Source organism: Telluria sp. LT2P34 (genome assembly GCF_059685915.1).
This window is the reverse complement of record NZ_JCASIN010000003.1, coordinates 165,376-182,753: the sequence shown is the minus strand read 5'-3', so window position 1 is coordinate 182,753 and position 17,378 is coordinate 165,376. Positions and strand designations below refer to the sequence as shown.

Sequence of the window (17,378 nt, the reverse complement as noted above, 5' to 3'; positions counted from 1 at the left end):
CACTCGTGCTTAAATTTTTTTATCTCATACAAGACCATGACAGACGCCACCAACATCCTCGAACAATACGGACCGCGCGAAGCAATGGAGTACGACGTCGTCGTCGTCGGCGGCGGCCCGGCAGGCCTGTCGGCAGCGATCCGCCTGAAGCAGCTCGCCGCCGAGAAAGGCCAGGAAGTGACGGTCTGCGTGCTCGAGAAAGGCGGCGAGCTGGGCGCCCATATCCTGTCCGGCGCTGTCATGGACCCAATTGCTCTCAATGAATTGTTCCCGAACTGGAAAGAGCTCGGCGCGCCGCTGAACACCGAAGTGACCGAAGACCAGGTGCTGTTCCTGACCGAGACCAAGGCGCGCGCCACGCCGAACTTCATGATCCCGAAGATGTTGACGAACCACGGGAACTACATCATTTCGCTGGCCAACCTGGTGCGCTGGCTCGGCCAGCAGGCCGAGGCCCTCGGCGTGGAAGTATTCCCCGGTTTCCCGGCCGCCGAAATCCTGTACAACGCCGATGGCTCGGTCAAGGGCGTCGCCACCGGCAACATGGGTGTGGACCGCCATGGCCAGCCAACCGACGCGTTCCAGCTCGGCATGGAACTGCATGCGAAATACACCTTCTTCGCCGAAGGCTCGCGCGGCCACCTCGGCAAGCAGCTGATGGAAAAGTACGACCTGAACGCGGGCAAGGATCCGCAAACCTATGGCATCGGCATCAAGGAGCTGTGGGAAATCGATCCGGCCAAGCACAAGCCTGGCCTGGTGGTCCACACGGCCGGCTGGCCGCTCGATTCGAGCACCTATGGCGGATCCTTCCTGTACCACCTCGAGAACAACCTGGTCGCGGTCGGCTTCGTGGTGGGCCTGGCTTACCAGAACCCCTACCTGTCGCCCTACGAGGAATTCCAGCGCTACAAGACGCACCCGGCGATCCGCGGCTACTTCGAAGGCGGCAAGCGCATCTCCTACGGCGCCCGCGCCATCACCGCAGGGGGTTTGCAATCCTTGCCGAAGACCGTCTTTCCGGGCGGCGCCCTGATCGGCTGCGACGCCGGCTTCCTCAATACCAGCCGCATCAAGGGCAGCCACGGCGCCATCAAGACCGGGATGCTGGCGGCGGAAAGCGCATTCGCGGCACTCGGCAGCGGGCGCCAGCATGACGAGCTATCCAGTTACCCTGCCGCCTTCGAGCAATCCTGGCTGTACAAGGAACTGCACACGGCGCGCAACTTCAAGCCATGGATGAGCAAGGGCCTGTACCTGGGCACCTTCATGACCGGCGTCGACCAGATGGTGTTCCGCGGAAAAGCGCCATGGACCCTGCGCCACAAGCATGCCGACCACGAAGCCCTGCGCCCGGCGTCCGAGTTCACGCCGATCGTCTATCCGAAGCCGGATGGCAAGCTGACCTTCGACCGCCTGTCCTCGGTGTTCATCTCGAATACCAACCACGCGGAAGAACAGCCGGCCCACCTGACGCTGAAGGACGCGAGCATCCCGGTCAACATCAACCTGGCCAAGTATGCCGGTCCCGAGCAGCGCTACTGCCCGGCCGGCGTCTACGAATATGTGAAGAACGATGCCGGCCAGGATCGCCTGCAGATCAATGCGCAGAACTGCGTGCACTGCAAGACCTGCGACATCAAGGACCCGACCCAGAATATCGTGTGGGTGACGCCGGAAGGCGGCGGCGGGCCGAATTATCCGAACATGTAACTCGACCAGCAGCCCGCTTTCAGCGGGCTGTTTTCATTGAGGGGAGTACTTAAAGCGTCTAACAAAACCTTCAGAGCAAGGCGCGGCGACGAAGACAGTACGACTGTACGGCGAGGAGCTGCAACGCAGCTATGAAGGTTTTGTTAGGCGCTCTTAGTAGACGTTGCGGCGGCCGCGCGAACCGAAGCGGTGGCCGACGACAAGCGTCGTACTGGCCACCAGGCTGGACAGGCCGATGACGAGCTGGGTCAGCTTGTCGGCCGGCAGCAGCCAGTAGGCGCCGGGCGGGCTCTCGGCGCCGGTGACTGCCTCGATCAGCGGCGCGATCCAGGCCGCTTCTTCTTCGACGTCGAGCACGATCGCGTCATCGAGCGTCTGCATGTAGATGTTGCCGCCTTCGCCCAGCGTGAAGCAGATGCCATAGCCGGTTTCCTGGGGCTTGATGAGGTCCTGCATCGCGAGGTTGTGCTCGTCAATCCAGAGTTCGACGTCCTGCGGCGTTTCGAGGTGATTCCAGGGGCGCGGGCGAAAGCGCGGCTGTTCGAGTGTATCGGTCATCGGTACCAAAAGAGAAGCAACAAGGCCAGTATCCTACGGCATTTTGCGCGAAGCGACCATCGGCTCGTCGCCGACCAGGGTGACGATCCGCGCCTGCACACTGGCGCCCTCGATCAGCAGCTCGGCAGCCGAAATCGGCAGGCTGAAGCGCCGCCGGCCCGCACTGCCCGGATTGAGGTACAACACCCCTGCCCGTTGCACCTGCGCCGGCCGGTGCGAGTGGCCTGACACCACCACCCGCACGCCGGCCGCGACCGGATCGATGTCGAGCTCTTTCAGGTCGTGGATGGCGTACAGGGAGATGGCGCCGAAGTCCAGGCGCGCGCTGACGGGAATGGCACGCGCCCAGGCCTCGCGGTCGTTGTTGCCGCGCACGACGGTCAGCGGCGCCAGTTCGCCCAGGCGCTCGAGGATACCGGGGTTGCCGATGTCGCCGCCGTGGACGATGTGGTCGCAGCCGGCGAGGAAGGCGAGCGCTTCCGGGCGCAGCAGGCCGTGGGTGTCGGAGATCAGGCCGATGCGCAGGCCGACCCGCATCGGATGATCCCCTCTCAATGCCGCTTGGCGCCGGCCATCTTGGCCGTCGTGTAGATCGAATACAGCGCGGCCAGGCCGACCAGCACATAGATCAGGCGCGCCGCCGGGCTGCCGGTACCGAAGATGGTCGCGACCATGTCGACCTCGAACAGGCCGACCAGGGCCCAGTTCAGGCCGCCGACGATCAGCAGGAACATGGCGAGGTAATCGAGTGCCGACATGGCCGAACCGCGGCCTTCGCGTGCGGCGGTGCGCCGCTCGGGACTGGTGCGTCGATCCATCGAGGGTGCGTTCATCGTTGCCATCGTGTTTCTCCTTTGGGAAGATGAGTCGGTGATCGCGCAAGCGCGCACGCAAGCGCGGGTTGCCGTTCCAGCCCTTACGACAGCAAAAATCCGTGCAAGTTTAACTTGCCGGCGGACGACCGTCAGCCCTTCCAGGTACGGTTCAGTCCAGTATCGGCGTGGATCCAGCCGCCGCGCGGACCAGAGCGATAATAATACCCCACTCCACCCTGGCGCAGGCTTCTCACCAGCCCGCCCAACACTTCTTCGCTCAGGCTCGAAATCCGGATGTCAGCCGCCTTGCCCACCATGTGCAGCGATTTGCGCGCCGCCGGAATGCCGGCTTCCTGCAAGCGCGCGTTCGAGGCCGCGGTGCGGTAGCCGGACAGGATTTCGAGCGGCTGCATGAGGCCGTAGCGCGCGATGAAGGCTTGCGTGCCCCACAGCAGTTCCAGCAGCTTGGGGTCGATCGCGGCGGTTTCCCGGCCGTTGACGTCGCGCAGCAGGTGGCATAACTGCTCGTAGGCCGAGTCGATCATCTCGCCGTCTTTCCAGTACAGGACGCTTGCGCGCTCGCCACTTTGCGGACGGGTGACCGACAGCGTGCGCGGCTTGACCCAGAAATCGAGGTCGAGCAATTGGGCATCGAACAGGTCGGGCGGTGGCGTCAGTTCGGCCGGGGCAGCTTGCGGCGCCGCCTGGGCTGGTGCGATCAGGGACGGGCCGAGTGCGGCGCTGGCGCCGAGGGCCGACAGGCGCATGCCTTGCTGAAGAAAATCTCTGCGGGAAGCCATAAAACACTCATCTTTGGGAAGAGCCGTACTATAGCGTAAGGACTTGCCCGACAGAAGATGTGTTCTGTTGCTTTTCTGTCGGCGCGCGCGTGCTACTGGCTGCAGTTGCAAAAACGTTTACGGGCGGGCTCGAGGGCGGCCGGGTCGACGTCGAGCGCTTTCCACAACAGATTGCACTCCAGGCCGAAACAGGCTTTTTCCATCCCGGCATTCGTGTAGCCCTGGCGTTCGAAGAAGGGGGTGGCGCCATTGGGACTGTGCAGGTGCAGCTTGCGGATTTCCCAGGCGCGCGCCTGCTCCTCGACCGCGGCCAGCAAGGCACTCCCCACGCCGCTGCGCACCGCTTCGGGTTGCACGTAGCACAGGGCCAGTTTGCCGGCCTGGGTCAGCAAGGCCAGGCCCAGCAATTGCCCCTCGCGTTCGGCGACGACGGCGAAATTGCTGCTCGACGAGAACCAGGCGGCGACGTTGTCCGGCGTCTTGTTGCCGAGCCAGGAAGCGAGGACGCCCGGATGACCACGGTAGTCCGCCTCGCATCCCTGCTCGATCGAGCGGCGCAGCAGGCTGCAGGCGCCGGCTGCATCGAGTGGTACTGCTTTGCGAATGTCGATACCCATAACCATCTTGCCCAGTAATTCGTTGCTCGTGCTTTATTGCTACTTAGCTTCAATTCGCGAAGCCTCTGTCGCCAGTGCGATTCGGACTATACACCGAAAGCTCTTCAGTCCGCCCGACGGCATGCATACATGGACCACCGGCAAGCAGCACGATCCTCGGCCTGCATCTAAGCATATGACGAAACTATTCTTTCGTTTTTGGCGCAAGTTACGGAACATGGCAACTGTTACCCTAGCCCCGAAAAGTGAGAAGAACATGCCGACCACCCCCCTCCTACCCCTGCGTCGCTGGCTGCTGGCGCTCGCTGTCGGCGCCGCCCTGCCCCTGTCGGCCGGCGTGGCCCATGCCGCCAGTCCCGAGCTGCTGAACGTCTCCTACGACGTGGCGCGGGAATTGTACAAAGAGATTAACCCGGCATTTATTGCAAGCTGGCAAAAAACAGCAGGCGAGACCGTTACGATCAAGCAGTCGCATGGCGGCTCGAGCAAGCAGGCGCGTGCGGTAGCCGATGGCCTGGAAGCATCGGTAGTGACGATGAACCAGGCCAACGATATCGATATGCTGTCGGACCGCGGGCTGGTAGTAAAAGACTGGGCCAAGAAATTCCCGAACAACGCGGCGCCCTACTACTCGACCATGGTGTTCCTGGTGCGCAAAGGTAATCCGAAGGCCATCCGCAACTGGGAAGACCTGGCCAAGCCGGGCGTGCAAGTCATCATCCCGAACCCGAAGACCGCCGGCAACGGCCGCTACACCTACCTCGCAGCCTGGGGCTCGGTCCTGAAAAAGGGCGGCAACGAAGCCAAGGCGCGCGAGCTGGTGCGCGGCATCTTCAAGAACGTGCCGATCCTCGACGCCGGCGGCCGTGCCGCCACCACCACCTTTACCCAGCGCCAGATCGGCGACGCCCTGGTCACGTTTGAAAACGAAGTGAGCATGGTGCGCGCCGAGTTCGGCGACAATTTCGAGGTGGTTTACCCGCAGACCTCGATCCTGGCCGAATCGCCAGTGGCTGTGGTCGACAAGGTCGTCGACCGCCGCGGCGTGCGCAAGCAGGCAACGGCTTACCTGAACTTCCTGTACACCCCACAGGGCCAGGAAATCGGCGCCAAGCACTTCCTGCGCGTACGTAATGCGGCGGTCATGAAAAAATATGCCGCCAACTACAAGCCGATCGCGCTGTTCACGGTGGACGAGCTGTTTGGCGGCTGGCGCAACGCCCAGAAGCGCCACTTCGACGACGGCGGCGAGTTCGACCAGATCTACCAGGCAAAATAAGCCCGGCGCGATCCTCCTGGCGGGGCCGGCGCATTTGATGCGCTTTTGCCAAGGTTTCGCCGAACAAAACGGGCCCCGCCAGCGTGCGGGGCTTTTTTATGGGGGAAATGCATACACTTGAGCTCGTTTTTGTTCGTGCGGCATGGACATGCGGAAATCATGATGCTATCTTTCATCACTTCGGTAGTTGCCTTAAAGCTAGACACCATTATGTCGCGCCACCCTGGCGCTTTGCTTTCAACCCCGACTTCACATTTCCCGAGCCCATGATCAAGAAACTGTTCGCCACGGTACTGCTGTCGATCTCCTCTGTTGCCGCCTTCGCGGTGCCGTTCGGATCGCAATCGGTGCTGGTTGTCGAGGACGACACCGGCAAGATTTTGCTGGAAAAGAATGCCGGCGCCGTCGTGCCGATCGCTTCGCTGACGAAGCTGATGACCGCCATGGTCATCCTCGACGCCAAGCAGGACATGAACGAGATGATCCAGATCGACCGCAGCGACGTCGACACCCTCAAGCACAGCACCTCGCGCGTGCCGGTGGGCGCCTACATCCCGCGCGCCGACGTGCTGCAGCTGGCCCTGATGTCCTCGGACAACCGCGCCGCCGCTTCGCTGGCACGCACCTACCCGGGCGGCCAGCTGGCCTTCAAGGAAGCCGTGCGCCGCAAGGCCGCGGTGCTGGGCATGCGCCAGACCCACATCGAAGAGCCGACCGGCCTGTCGCCGAACAACCGTTCGACCGCCGGCGACCTGATCAAGATGGCCAACGCCGCCGCCGACTATCCGGAAATCGCGAGCCGCAGCACCGATGCCCGCAACATCATCAACATCAACGGCCGTGGCGTCGAGTACCGCAACACGAACCGCCTGGTCGGCGCCAAGGGCTGGGATATCGGCCTGTCGAAAACCGGCTACACCCGCGAAGCGGGCCGCTGCCTGATCATGAGCATCAAGGTCGCCGGCAAGAACGCAACCATGGTGCTGCTCAACGCCGGCGCTTCGTCGGCACGCATCCTCGACGCGCTCAACATCCGCCGCCACATCACCGGCGAACAGCCGAGCGTGATGCGGATCTCGCGCTCGGTGAAGATGACGGCCGCCGCCCGTGCCCCGCGCATCAAGGCCAGCCGTTCGAGCCTGCGCATCAAGGCCGTCGGCCCGAGCCTGCGCATCAAGGCCGGCGGCAGCCGCCTGAAGGCCAAGGTCCAGCCGCGCGCCAAGATCAAGGTCGTGGCGAAGAAGAAAAAAGTGACCGTGAAGCGTACGCGCCGGAATTAATGGCTTAGCCGTTGAGGCGGCCGGGAAAATGAATTAAAAAAAAGGGATTGCCGTTCGCGGCAATCCCTTTTTTGGGCTGAGCTCTGACCCGATCGGACGTGCTTAGCGGAGCAACGATCCGTCCGGATTGACTGCTTCATTGTCCCGGCGCGTGGGATAGTAGATTTTCTTGTGCTCGTTGCCGTAAAAGAGAAGGCCGTGGATTCCCATGGCGTCGCACTTCGCCACGCGACGTTCCCATATTGCCGCGAAAGCGCGATCGAGGGCATTGGTTGAAGCGCGCCGATAGACCTCATCAATAAAGCCGATATCGGTACCCGGTGCGAAGATGAGCGCAAACTCCTCGTCGGTCACTGCAAAAATGTCATAGACGGCATTCTCTGCGCCATCGATCACCTGAATATTCTTCATATCAGAGCAGCCCAAGGGCCCGCAGCCCGGCCTTCCCCAGCGGCACGCGCTTGGCGCCGGTCTCGTTATCGGGAATATCGATGTTCAGGGCGAAGGTGTACAGCCTGCCATCCTTCCTGACCCAGCCGACCCACCAGCCGATCTCGCCTTCGTTCGGCGGCACGCCCCAGCCGGTCTTGGCGTACAGTTCGGCCTCGCCGTCCTGGCGCAAGATGGCGCGTACCTCCGCCATCGCGGGTTTCGGCAGCGGCAGCGCATCCTGAGCCAGCTTGCCGAGGAAAACGGTTTGCTCGAGCGCGCTGATTTTGAGAGGTCCGTCGAGCCAGAAGGTGTCGACGCTGCCGCCGGGTTCCATGTTGCCGTAGTCGAGCCGGCGCAATCCATCGCGCATGCGCTCCAGGCCGATGCGCCGCGCCAGTCCCTGGTAGACCGGCACGTTCGACACCTTGATCGCTTCGCGCAGCGCCATGTCCTGCGCCCATTCCGGGCGCCGGGTCGGCTTGCCGCCGTAGGGCAGCACGGTATCGACGCTGGCAACGGCGCCGACGTCCAGGCCGATCAGGCTGTTCGGGATCTTGAAGGTGGACGCCGGTACATAGCGCCTTAATGCGCGCTGACGGTCATGGACCGTGTAGACATCGGCAGCGACATCATGGACGACGAAGGTGCCATTTACCCCTTGCCGCTTGAACAGCTCGGCCAGTTGCGGACTGTGGCGCCACTCGGCTGCCTGCGCCAGCGTAGCGATGGAGAATAAAAGCAGCGTTAGGCAGGTTCGCATCCCGAAGTCCAAAGTATTGTCGAGTGGATATTTTATCATCGGCTTGTTGCCGTTATCGCTCGACCAGGTGGCGCAAGCCGCTGGTGCGGTGGGTGCGCCGCGCCACGGCTTCGGCCAGCACCGGTCCGGCCGGCGACACCAGCGTGAACTGGCTGCTGGCGCGGGTGATGCCGGTGTAGACCAGTTCGCGGCTGAGGATGGCGTTGCGGTCTTCGGGCAGGACCAGCACCGTGTGGCGGAACTCCGAGCCCTGCGATTTGTGCACCGTCATCGCGAAGGCCGTCTCGGCGTGGCGCAGGCGCGTGGCCAGCACGCTGCGCACCTTGTCGCCTTCCATGAAATACACGCGCAGCGAACCCGGGCGGGCCGGGTCGAACATGGTCAGGCCGATGTCGCCGTTGAAGACGCCGGTGCCGTAGTCGTTGCGCGTGACCATCACCGGGCGCCCGGCATACCATTCACCGGCGCGGCGCAGCAGGCCGGCCGACTCCAGGCTGCCTTCGATCGCGGTGTTCAAGCCGCCCACGCCCCATTCTCCCTCGCGCACCGCGCACAGGATGCGGAAGGCTTCGAAGGACTGCAGCACCGCGCGCACCCAGTCTTCGTGGGCGCCATCGGGTCCGGCTTTCAATCGTTCCAGATAGGGCGTGTAGCCGTTCAGGCCCAGCTCCACCACTTCGTGCTGGCGCGCGTTCTCGATCCAGCGCACGGCCGGGTCGCCGGCGCGCAGGACGCTTTCCGCGCGCGCCGCGTCGCCGGCGTTCACCGCCAGCGCGAGTTGGCCGATCGGGCCGCTGAAGCGGCGGCTGTGGCGCAGCATCACGGTTTGCTGGGCCAGGGCGCTGGCGTTGCCGATGAATTCGGGCGGCAGCGCTTCGCCGCAGGCGCCCAGCACGTAGGCGGCGGTGTCCGGCGTGTAGCCGCCGGCCTGGGCGTCGTGGCAGAGGTCGCCCAGCACCGCGCCCGCCTCGACCGAGGCCAGCTGGTCCTTGTCGCCCAGCAGCACCAGGGTGGCGCCGGGCGGCAGCGCGTCGAGCAGGCTGGCCATCATCTCCAGGTGGACCATCGAGGCTTCGTCGACGATCAGGACGTCGACCTCGAGCGGGTTGCCGGCGTGGTGGGCAAAGGCGCGGCTGTCGGGACGCGCGCCCAGGAGGCTGTGCAGGGTGCGGGCGGGACCCATGCGCGCCAGCAGTTCGGGCAGCGGCAGCTTGTCGCCGACGCGCTCGGCGAGGCTGCTCAGCGCCTCGTCGATCGACTGCTTCAGGCGCGCGGCGGCCTTGCCGGTGGGCGCGGCCAGGGCGATGCGCTGCTGGTCGGCGTTGGGGGCGGTGGCGAACAGCAGCGCCAGCAGGCGCGCGACCGTGTAGGTCTTGCCGGTGCCGGGGCCGCCGGTAATGATCGCCACCGAGCCGCGCAGGGCAACCGCGCAAGCCAGCTTTTGCCAGTCCGGTTTTTCGGAGGCGCGCTGGGACGCGAACAGCAGGTCGAGCCAGGCGCGCACCGCCTCCTGGTCGACCGGGCGGGTGTTGGCGGCGCGCGCGCGGATGCTGGCGGCGACCAGGGTTTCGTCGCGCCAATAGCGGCGCAGGTAGAGCCGTTCGCCGTCGAACACGAGCGGCTCGCCGTAGTCGAACTCGCCGACCTTCCAGACTTCCTCGCAGGCGTTCAACTGCGCCGCCCAGGCTTTCGCGTTTTTCGGCAGCGGCGCGACGCTGCTTGCCAGCGCCTGCCATTGCTCCGCGCTCCAGCCCAGCAGCAGGGCCGGGTCGTCGGCCAGGTCGGCCACTTGCAGGCAGCTGTGGCCATTGCCTTCCAGTTCCGACAGCACGGTGGCGGCCAGCAGCACCGGCGGCGCGACGGGCCCGAGCGAGGCGACGAAGCGGGCAAAGGCGCCGGACAGGCGGCGCAATTCGCCGTCCTCGACCAGGCGGTTGATCGCTTCCCACAGCGCGGCAGGCGTTGAGACTGTGAGCTTGTCGTGCTTCATGCGTCGTGTCCCAGCAGTTGGTCGAGTCCGTCCAGCAGTTCGAGGTCCGGCTCGAGCAGACAGCAGCCGTGCGTCGCGGTGTTGGCGATCCCGCGCAGGAACAGGAAGATGGCGCCGCCCAGCTGGCGCGCCGGGTCATATTCGATCCCCAGGCGGCTTTTCAGCAGCCGGTGCAGCGCCAGCATGTAGATCGCGCCCTGGATGTCGTAGCGGTGCCCGGCCATGCCCTCTTCCATCGCGCGTTTGGTATAGGCGGCGTCATTCGGGCCCAGCGCATTCGATTTGTAGTCGAGCACCCAGTAGCGGCCCTCATGTTCGAACACCAGGTCGGCAAAACCCTTGAGCATGCCGTGCAGCGCGCGCTCGGGCAGCGTCGGGCGCGGCGCCTTGCCCAGCAGGCGGCGCCGGCACAGGCGATCAAACTGGCCCAGGGCCAGGCCATCGCTGGGGAACCAGAATTCCATCTCCGGCACCGTCTCCGTCAGCTGGCTCAGGCTGGCCCCAAGCGGCGGCAGCGGTGTTCCGACCACGGCGCGCAGCCAGGCGATGGTGTCAAGCGTGCGGTGGCCCCAGCCGGCGCGTTCGCAGCGCAGCGCCAGGCGCTCGTCGAAATTCTCGGCGTGGATGATGTCGAAGCCTTCCTGGCCGATCCACTCGAGCTGCTCGTGCAGGAAGTTGCCCGGCACCGAGCCGCGCGGAAAACGGTGCCAGGGCGTGTCTTCGACTCGCCGTGAAGCGGCCTGCACTTCTTCGTCTTCCAGCAGCGTTTCCTCGATCGCGCGCATCGGCGTGGCTGCGGGCGCAGCGGTGGTGTGGCGGGTGATCGAGGTGAACGAGCCGACCGCCCAGTTGCGCTCGAACTCGGCGTCGAAAGCGGCCGGCTCCACCAGGGCTGCACGCTCCTCGACCCGGTCCAGTATGGTGCAGCCGTCGAGCGGATCGAGGGTGTGCAGTGTAATGTGATCGCAGTCGCCGCGCAGCCGGCCCAGGTGCTCGTCCAGGCCATTCGCCGGCACCGGCGTTCCGCCCGCGACCAGGTAGCCGAGGGCCGACTCGTGCAAGGCGTTTTCGCCCTTCTTTCTGGAAGCGATCGCCGCCACGCCCAGCCACAGGAAGTGGCGCGCCCGCGTCAGCGCCACATACAGCAGGCGCAAGTCTTCTTCCAGGCGCGCGCGGTCGACCGCCTCCAGCGCCTCGTCCGACAGCGCCAGGTCGATATGGCGCTTGCCGTCTTCATGGACGTAGTCGAAGAATGCGCGGTTGCGCCGGTCGGTCTTGCGCGCGGTTACGGCGAAGGGAAGGTAGACCAGCGGGTATTCCAGTCCCTTCGACTTGTGCACCGTGATGACCTTGACCAGCTCGGCGTCGGACTCCAGGCGCAGCACGCGCTCGTCGCCGCCCTCGCCCGCGCCCTCCACCTGCTCGGCGAACCAGCGGATCAGCGCGCCCTCGCCGTCGAGCTGGCCGCTCGCTTCCTGCAGCAGTTCGGCCAGGTGCAGCAGGTTGGTCAGGCGCCGCTCGCCGCCCGGCTCGCGCAGCAGCCGCGCCGGCAGGCCGAGTTCGTGGATGAAGCGGCGCAGCATGGCCAGCACGCCCTGGCGCTGCCATGACACGTGCAAGGCTTTGAGCTGCTCGACCCGGTCTTCCCAGACGGTTTCGTCGCCCGAGAGCCGGGCCAGTTCGCCCAGCGGCAGTCCGGCGGTGCGGGTGGCCAGCGCAGCCCGCGCCAGGCCGCCATCGAGGGGATTGGCGACCGCGCGCAGCCAGCGCAGCACGTCGTGCGCCTCCTCGCTCTCGACCACCGAATCCTTGTCCGACAGGTAGACGCTGGCGACGCGGCGCCGCGCCAGTGCCTGGCGCACGGCGGCCGCTTCTTTGCCGGATCGCACCAGGATCGCGATGTCCGCCGGGATCAGGCGCGTGAACCGGCCTTCCTCCTCGAAGCCGGCGCGCGGGTTGTTCAGCAGTGCGACGATGTGCTCGGCGCAGTGCTGGGCGAAGAACTCGCGGTACTCGCCGGTCTTCATGTCCTCGCGCGCCGTCGTGCACAAGGCCAGTGCCTGGTAGGGGCCGTCGACGCCGACCAGGCGCGCCTTGTGGCCTTGCGCCGCCACCGGCTCGAAGGGCAGCGGGTTGAGCTCGCCGCGCCGGAAGCGGAAGGCGCCATGGGCGTGTCCGGGATGTTCTCCATGCCCCTCGGCGTGGCGAAACAGCTGGTTCACCGCCTCCACCAGCGCGCTTGTCGAGCGGTAGTTGGTGCCGAGCTGGTAGTGGCGCCCGGCGGTGGAGCGGCGCGCGGCCAGGTAGCTGTGGATGTCGGCGCCGCGGAAGCCGTAGATCGACTGTTTCGGGTCGCCGATCAGGAACAGTCCCCCTTCCGGATCGTTGGCGTCGACCCGGTACAGCAGGTCGAAGATGCGGTACTGGTCGGGCGAGGTGTCCTGGAATTCGTCGATCAGCGCCACCGGGTACTGGGCGACGATACGGCGGCGCAGCGCTTCGCCATTCGGGCCGGCCAGGGCCTGCTTCAAGCGCGTCAGCATGTCGGCAAAGCCGAACTGGCGGCGCTGGGCCTTCAGTTCCGCCGTGCGCCGCGCGATGTGGCCGGCCGCATGGCGCAGCAGCGCATGGGACAGCGGAGCGATCCCTTCGAGTGCTTCGCGCAGCGCGTCGGTGGCGTCGAAGCAGGCCGGGATCTCGGCGCTGAAGGTCTTGCTGAAGGCGTCGTCCAACCCGTCGGGGGCGAGCCGCTTCCAGGCGGTGCCGTTAATGTCCGGATGGACTTGCGCCTCGTCCAGCGCCCAGGCCCGCAGGGCCGCAAACCACTTCGGCAGCGAGGCCGCGGGCATCTTCGTCCCGTTGAAGCATTTCGGGTTGATGGCCTGCTGCGCGCCGATCCAGGCTTCCATTTCGCCGGCACGCGCATGCCAGCCCTGCTTCAGGACGCCAAGCTGCGCAGCCTGCTCGCGCTGGGCGCGCGCCACCAGCGTGGACAAGGGTTCCGGGTCCGGCACACCGAGCGTTTCGGTGCGCTGCACCAGGTCGCGCACGGCTGCCTTCATCCTGCGCACGTCGGGCCAGGCGCCGAGCACCGCATTCAGCGCGGCGCTGTTCAGGGGGTAGACATGCTGGCGCCAGTAATCGTGGGCGGCGTCCTCGAACAGCACGCGCTCGTCGCTGACGAGTTCCTCGTCGAACAGGCTGCCGGAGTCGAAAGCATGCTCGCGCAGCATGCGCTGGCACCAGGCGTCGATGGTGAAGATCGCCGCCTCGTCCATCGTTTCGGCGGCCAGCACCAGGCGGTGCGCGGCGACCTGGCGCTCGGACTCGCTGGCGTAGCTGGCGGCGAGCTGGTCGAGGTAGGGATCGGTGCTCGCGTGCTCGCCGCGAAAGTAGGCGGCAGCGCCGACCAGGCGCTCGCGCACGCGGTTCGACAATTCGCGCGTGGCGGCGCGGGTAAAGGTCATGACCAGGATTTCGGACGGCATCAGCGGACGCGGGAAGCCGTCAGGCCCGCCATGGCCGAGCACCAGGCGCAGGTAGAGCGCGGCGATGGTCCAGGTCTTGCCGGTGCCGGCGCTGGCCTCAATCAGGCGCGAGCCGTGCAGCGGGAAGCTCAAGGGATCTAGAAGCTGGCTCATGATGCGCCGCTCATGCGTCTGCTCCGGCGTGCGGCGTCAGCTTGATGTGCCCGGCCAGCCAGTCGGCCAGCCCGCCGTACAGGTCGAGCGCCAGCTCGGGCCAGTCGCCGCCGGCGGTGAGCGCCGCGAAATCGGGCCACAGGCGCGCCAGGCAGGGTTCCGTGTCGACCTCTCCCGCCACGTCGAAGCCGCCCTCGTAGACCGCGCGCGCGTCGCCCTCGGCCAGCTGCGCCAGCGCGGTCCGGCAGGCCACCGCCAGCGGCGCGTCCAGGTTGCGGCGCCACAGCGCCACGATATACGCCAGCGTGGCCCGGGCGTCGCCAGGCTCGAGCGGCGCCATGGTGACGAGCGCGTCGCGCGCGACCAGGTAGCCGGTGATGCCGGCTTCCGCGCCGCCGGCCGCGCTGGCCGCCAGCTGGCGCAGCCAGGGAGCGATCAATTTGTCGCCGCGCGGTTTGCCGGCCTTGTCCAGCACTTTCGAGGAGCTCTGCATCAGCCAGGCGGTCTGGCGGCCGTCGCTGCGCAGGCGGTCGATCCAGTCTTCGAACACGACCGGACGGCCACCGGCGTCGAACTCGAGGCGCACGGCCAGCTTGGGCGCGGCCTGCGGAAAGCAGCCGCCCAGCTTCAGCCAGGCGGTACGCACCGGCACCAGGCCATCGACCAGCTGGGCCTGCCACTGGCGACCGACCAGGCCGATCGGCAGCACGCCTTCGCGCGCCAGGCGCTCGGCGCGGCTGGTCAGCACGGCGCGCACGTCGCCCTCTGCCTCGACTTCGCCGGAATCGTCGAGCAGGCTGTCTTCCAGGAAGTAGCGGTCCAGGCCGTCGAGCGCGAACGGCTCTTCGTCCTCGCCCAGCACCTCGGCTTCGCCGAAGATCACGCCCAGGCGGCGGCGGAAGAAGAAGCGCGCCGGCTGCCTCAGGAAACTGGCCAGTTCCACGAGCTTCAGGCGAAAGTCCGGTTCCAGCTCGTAGGGCGGCAGGCTGTCGACGGGGCCCGCGGCGCCGTCGTCGGCACCGTGCGCGACGCGCCATTCGCGCGCATAGGTCAGGAGGCCGCCTTCTTCGAAATAGCGGCGGCTGAAGGGCTGTAGCGCATGTTCGACGGTGAGGGTCGACAGGTCGAGGTCCCAGCCGGCGCGCAGGTAGTCGCGCAGCTGCGCCACCAGCACAGACGGCGGCTGCTCGCTGTTGTCGCGCACGTTGCGCCCGACCCAGCTCACGTACAGCTTGTCGCGCGCGGCCAGTAAGGCTTCGAGCATCAGGTAGCGGTCGTCGTCGCGGCGCGAGCGGTCGCCGGGGCGGCTCATGCCGGGCAGCGCCAGCAAATCGAAGTCGGCCTGGGGCGAGCGGCGCGGAAAATCGCCGTCGTTCATGCCCAGCAGGCAGACCGCGCGAAACGGCACGGCGCGCATCGGCATCAGGGTGCAGAAGGTGATGCCGCCGGAGACGAACTGGTGGTTCAGGGTCGGCTGGTCGATCTGGCCCAGCCAGGCTTCGCGCAGCACGGCCAGGGGGACGGGCTCGTCGAAACCGCCCGCTTCGGTCATTTCGAGCCAGCATTGCAGCGCCTCGCCCAGTTGCGCCAGCGTCAGGCGGTCGGCCTCCTCGCGGCCGTCGAAAAAGGCGGCCAGCAGCGCGCGCGCCTGCTTGCCCCATTCTTCGGGCGTGCGCGCTTCGGCCAGGCGCGCGCGCCACTCGAGCAGGCACTCGACCAGCTGCGCCAGCGAACCGGCCAGGGCGGCATCGAGGCCGCCGACTTCGGCGTACGGCTCGATCTCGCCGAAGCGCGCACCGGCGCCGCTGGCATAACCCAGCAGCATGCGCCGCACCCCGAAGATCCAGGCGTTCTGCTCGCCCGCCGCGCCCAGTCCGAGGCCGCTGCGGTGTTCATTGTCCAGGCCCCAGCGCACGCCGGCGCCGTCGATCCACTGGCCGAGCGTATGCAGGTCTTCTTCCATCAGGCCAAAGCGGGCGGCCACCGCAGGTACGTCCAGCAGGTCGCGCACTTCGCTCTGGCGGCAGCGCTGCTGCGGCAGGCGCAGCAGCCATTCGAGGGCGACCAGCAAGGGGTTGACGCTGCGGTCGCGGGTGTCGCCGATTTCGAAGGGGATGTAGCGCGGGTCGCTGCGGCGGTGCTGGTCGAACACGGCATGGATCGCGGCCGAGAAGGTATCGATGTCCGGCACCATCACGACGACGTCGCGCGGGCGCAGCGTGGGGTCGGCGGCGAACATCGACAGCAGCTGGTCGTGCAGGGCCTCGACCTCGCGCTGGGCGCTGTGGGCGATGTGGAATTCGATCGAGCGGTCGCCCGGCGCAGGCGGCAGGTGCGGGTGCTCGGACAGGGGCAGCAGGTCGCGCACGGCGGCCTGGACCTGCTGCAGCAAGGTGTCGCCCTCGCCATCGGAGAACAGGTCGATGCGCAGTTTCGTCAGCCCGGCGGTCTCGGGCCGACCTTCTTCATTGTCGAATTCGTCGAGCATGCGCACGAAATCGCGGCCCTGGCGCCCCCAGCTTGCCAATAAGGGATGGGTGTGGGCGTGCAGCGCTTCCATCGGCAGCGCCGCCAGGTCGACCCCGCCGCGCGCCGGCTGGCGCTTGTGCGCCGCTTTCAACAGTTCGCGCCCTTCGATGATGTCGCCCCAGTAGAACTGGCAAGGATTCGGCACCGCCAGCAGCACCTGGGTATGGCGCGACAGCGCGGCGATCGCCTGCAAGGTCTGGTAGGGCAGCGCCGACATCCCGAACAGCACCACGCGGCGCGGCAGGCGGCCGAGCGGTTCGCCGCCGGCCAGGATCTTGGCGACAAACACTTCGTGGATCGCGGCGCGCCCGGTGCCGCGCTGCATGGCCGGCACGCTCTCGTGCACCGCACGCCACAAGCGCGCCTGCCACAGCTGGTCCGGCGCCAGCGGCAGCGGATCGCCGAAGGGACGGCGCAGCTGGTCGCGCCCGATTTCCCAGTCGGTCAGCCAGTCGGCGCGGTAAACCTGGTAGCCGTCGAACAGGTCGGCCAGGCGCCCGGTCAGCTGCAGCCGGCGCTCGGGGCAGCCGTCGCCGAGAAAATGCGTCAGCGGGGCGAACACGGGTTCCTTCAACAGCGTCGGCAGCAGGCGCATCAGGCGCCAGGTCAGCGGGTCCTTGTCGAAAGGCGAACGGCTCGGCACCCGCTCGCGCCCCAGCATCGCGCGGTAGGCTTCCCACAGGAAGCGCGCCGGCAGCGCAACGCGGGTGGCCGCGCACACGCCCAGCTCTTCGGCCAGCGCGATTTTCAGCCATTCGGCAAAGCCGTTCGACTGCACCAGGATGGTTTCCTGCTCGAGCGGTCCAAGCGGATGGCCGCGCAGCCAGTCGAACACGGCTTCGCGCAGCATTTCCATCTGGTTGCCGTGCAAAATCAGCAGGCCGGGCGTGATCGGGGAAGACATCGGGGTTTATATAGTCGGGCAGCTGGTGGGTGCCACAGGATACTCTTTTTAGGGGCGCGG

At 66.6% G+C, this 17,378-nt stretch carries 13 protein-coding genes; 3 read left to right on the top strand and 10 right to left on the bottom strand.

The features are described 5' to 3' along the window. Positions 1-36 precede the first annotated feature (36 nt). Positions 37-1,713, top strand: coding sequence for an electron transfer flavoprotein-ubiquinone oxidoreductase (locus tag AC56KZ_RS11455; RefSeq protein ID WP_497162289.1), 1,677 nt, complete (start codon positions 37-39; stop codon positions 1,711-1,713). Between the two features lie 153 nt (positions 1,714-1,866). Here AC56KZ_RS11455 and AC56KZ_RS11450 read toward each other — a convergent pair whose 3' ends face one another. The 5 genes from AC56KZ_RS11450 to AC56KZ_RS11430 all read right to left on the bottom strand — a co-directional run bounded on the left by AC56KZ_RS11450 (position 1,867) and on the right by AC56KZ_RS11430 (position 4,503). Continuing rightward, positions 1,867-2,271, bottom strand: a complete 405-nt coding sequence (locus AC56KZ_RS11450) for a hypothetical protein (protein WP_497162288.1) — start codon at positions 2,269-2,271, stop codon at positions 1,867-1,869. Positions 2,272-2,304: 33 nt separating this feature from the next. Continuing rightward, a complete protein-coding gene (locus AC56KZ_RS11445) occupies positions 2,305-2,808 on the bottom strand; it encodes a metallophosphoesterase family protein (protein ID WP_497162287.1) in 504 nt (167 codons plus the stop codon). Between the two features lie 14 nt (positions 2,809-2,822). Beyond that, positions 2,823-3,113 carry a DUF378 domain-containing protein gene (locus tag AC56KZ_RS11440; RefSeq protein WP_497162286.1) on the bottom strand — a complete coding sequence of 97 codons (291 nt, stop codon included), beginning with the start codon at positions 3,111-3,113 and terminating at the stop codon, positions 2,823-2,825. A 122-nt stretch (positions 3,114-3,235) separates the two neighbouring features. Further along, positions 3,236-3,886: a YcbK family protein gene (locus tag AC56KZ_RS11435; protein ID WP_497162285.1), complete on the bottom strand. Its 651-nt coding sequence runs from the start codon at positions 3,884-3,886 to the stop codon at positions 3,236-3,238. 92 nt (positions 3,887-3,978) lie between these two features. Then, positions 3,979-4,503 carry a GNAT family N-acetyltransferase gene (locus tag AC56KZ_RS11430; RefSeq protein ID WP_497162284.1) on the bottom strand — a complete coding sequence of 175 codons (525 nt, stop codon included), beginning with the start codon at positions 4,501-4,503 and terminating at the stop codon, positions 3,979-3,981. 256 nt (positions 4,504-4,759) lie between these two features. Here AC56KZ_RS11430 and AC56KZ_RS11425 point away from each other — a divergent pair, with 256 nt between their 5' ends. Beyond that, the gene (locus tag AC56KZ_RS11425; RefSeq protein ID WP_497162283.1) at positions 4,760-5,782 is read left to right on the top strand and encodes a sulfate ABC transporter substrate-binding protein; all 1,023 of its coding nucleotides are present in this window, start codon (positions 4,760-4,762) and stop codon (positions 5,780-5,782) included. Positions 5,783-6,048: 266 nt separating this feature from the next. Beyond that, entirely contained in the window at positions 6,049-7,062 is a 1,014-nt protein-coding gene (locus tag AC56KZ_RS11420; protein WP_497162282.1) for a serine hydrolase, read from the top strand. A gap of 102 nt (positions 7,063-7,164) precedes the next feature. Here AC56KZ_RS11420 and AC56KZ_RS11415 read toward each other — a convergent pair whose 3' ends face one another. From AC56KZ_RS11415 to recC, 5 genes are read right to left on the bottom strand one after another with little or no spacing between them, the layout of a single operon-like run. Beyond that, the gene (locus AC56KZ_RS11415) at positions 7,165-7,473 is read right to left on the bottom strand and encodes a DUF8220 family protein (RefSeq protein WP_497162281.1); all 309 of its coding nucleotides are present in this window, start codon (positions 7,471-7,473) and stop codon (positions 7,165-7,167) included. 1 nt (position 7,474) lies between these two features. Beyond that, the gene (blaOXA, locus tag AC56KZ_RS11410; protein WP_497162280.1) at positions 7,475-8,254 is read right to left on the bottom strand and encodes a class D beta-lactamase; all 780 of its coding nucleotides are present in this window, start codon (positions 8,252-8,254) and stop codon (positions 7,475-7,477) included. Between the two features lie 52 nt (positions 8,255-8,306). Further along, the gene (gene recD, locus AC56KZ_RS11405) at positions 8,307-10,244 is read right to left on the bottom strand and encodes an exodeoxyribonuclease V subunit alpha (protein ID WP_497162279.1); all 1,938 of its coding nucleotides are present in this window, start codon (positions 10,242-10,244) and stop codon (positions 8,307-8,309) included. Further along, positions 10,241-13,885 (bottom strand): exodeoxyribonuclease V subunit beta, encoded by a 3,645-nt coding sequence (recB, locus tag AC56KZ_RS11400; RefSeq protein ID WP_497162278.1) that lies wholly within the window; start codon positions 13,883-13,885, stop codon positions 10,241-10,243. Before recB ends, recD begins: the two co-directional genes overlap by 4 nt. A 10-nt stretch (positions 13,886-13,895) precedes the next feature. Beyond that, a complete protein-coding gene (gene recC / locus AC56KZ_RS11395; RefSeq protein ID WP_497162277.1) occupies positions 13,896-17,318 on the bottom strand; it encodes an exodeoxyribonuclease V subunit gamma in 3,423 nt (1,140 codons plus the stop codon). Between the last annotated feature and the right edge of the window lie 60 nt (positions 17,319-17,378).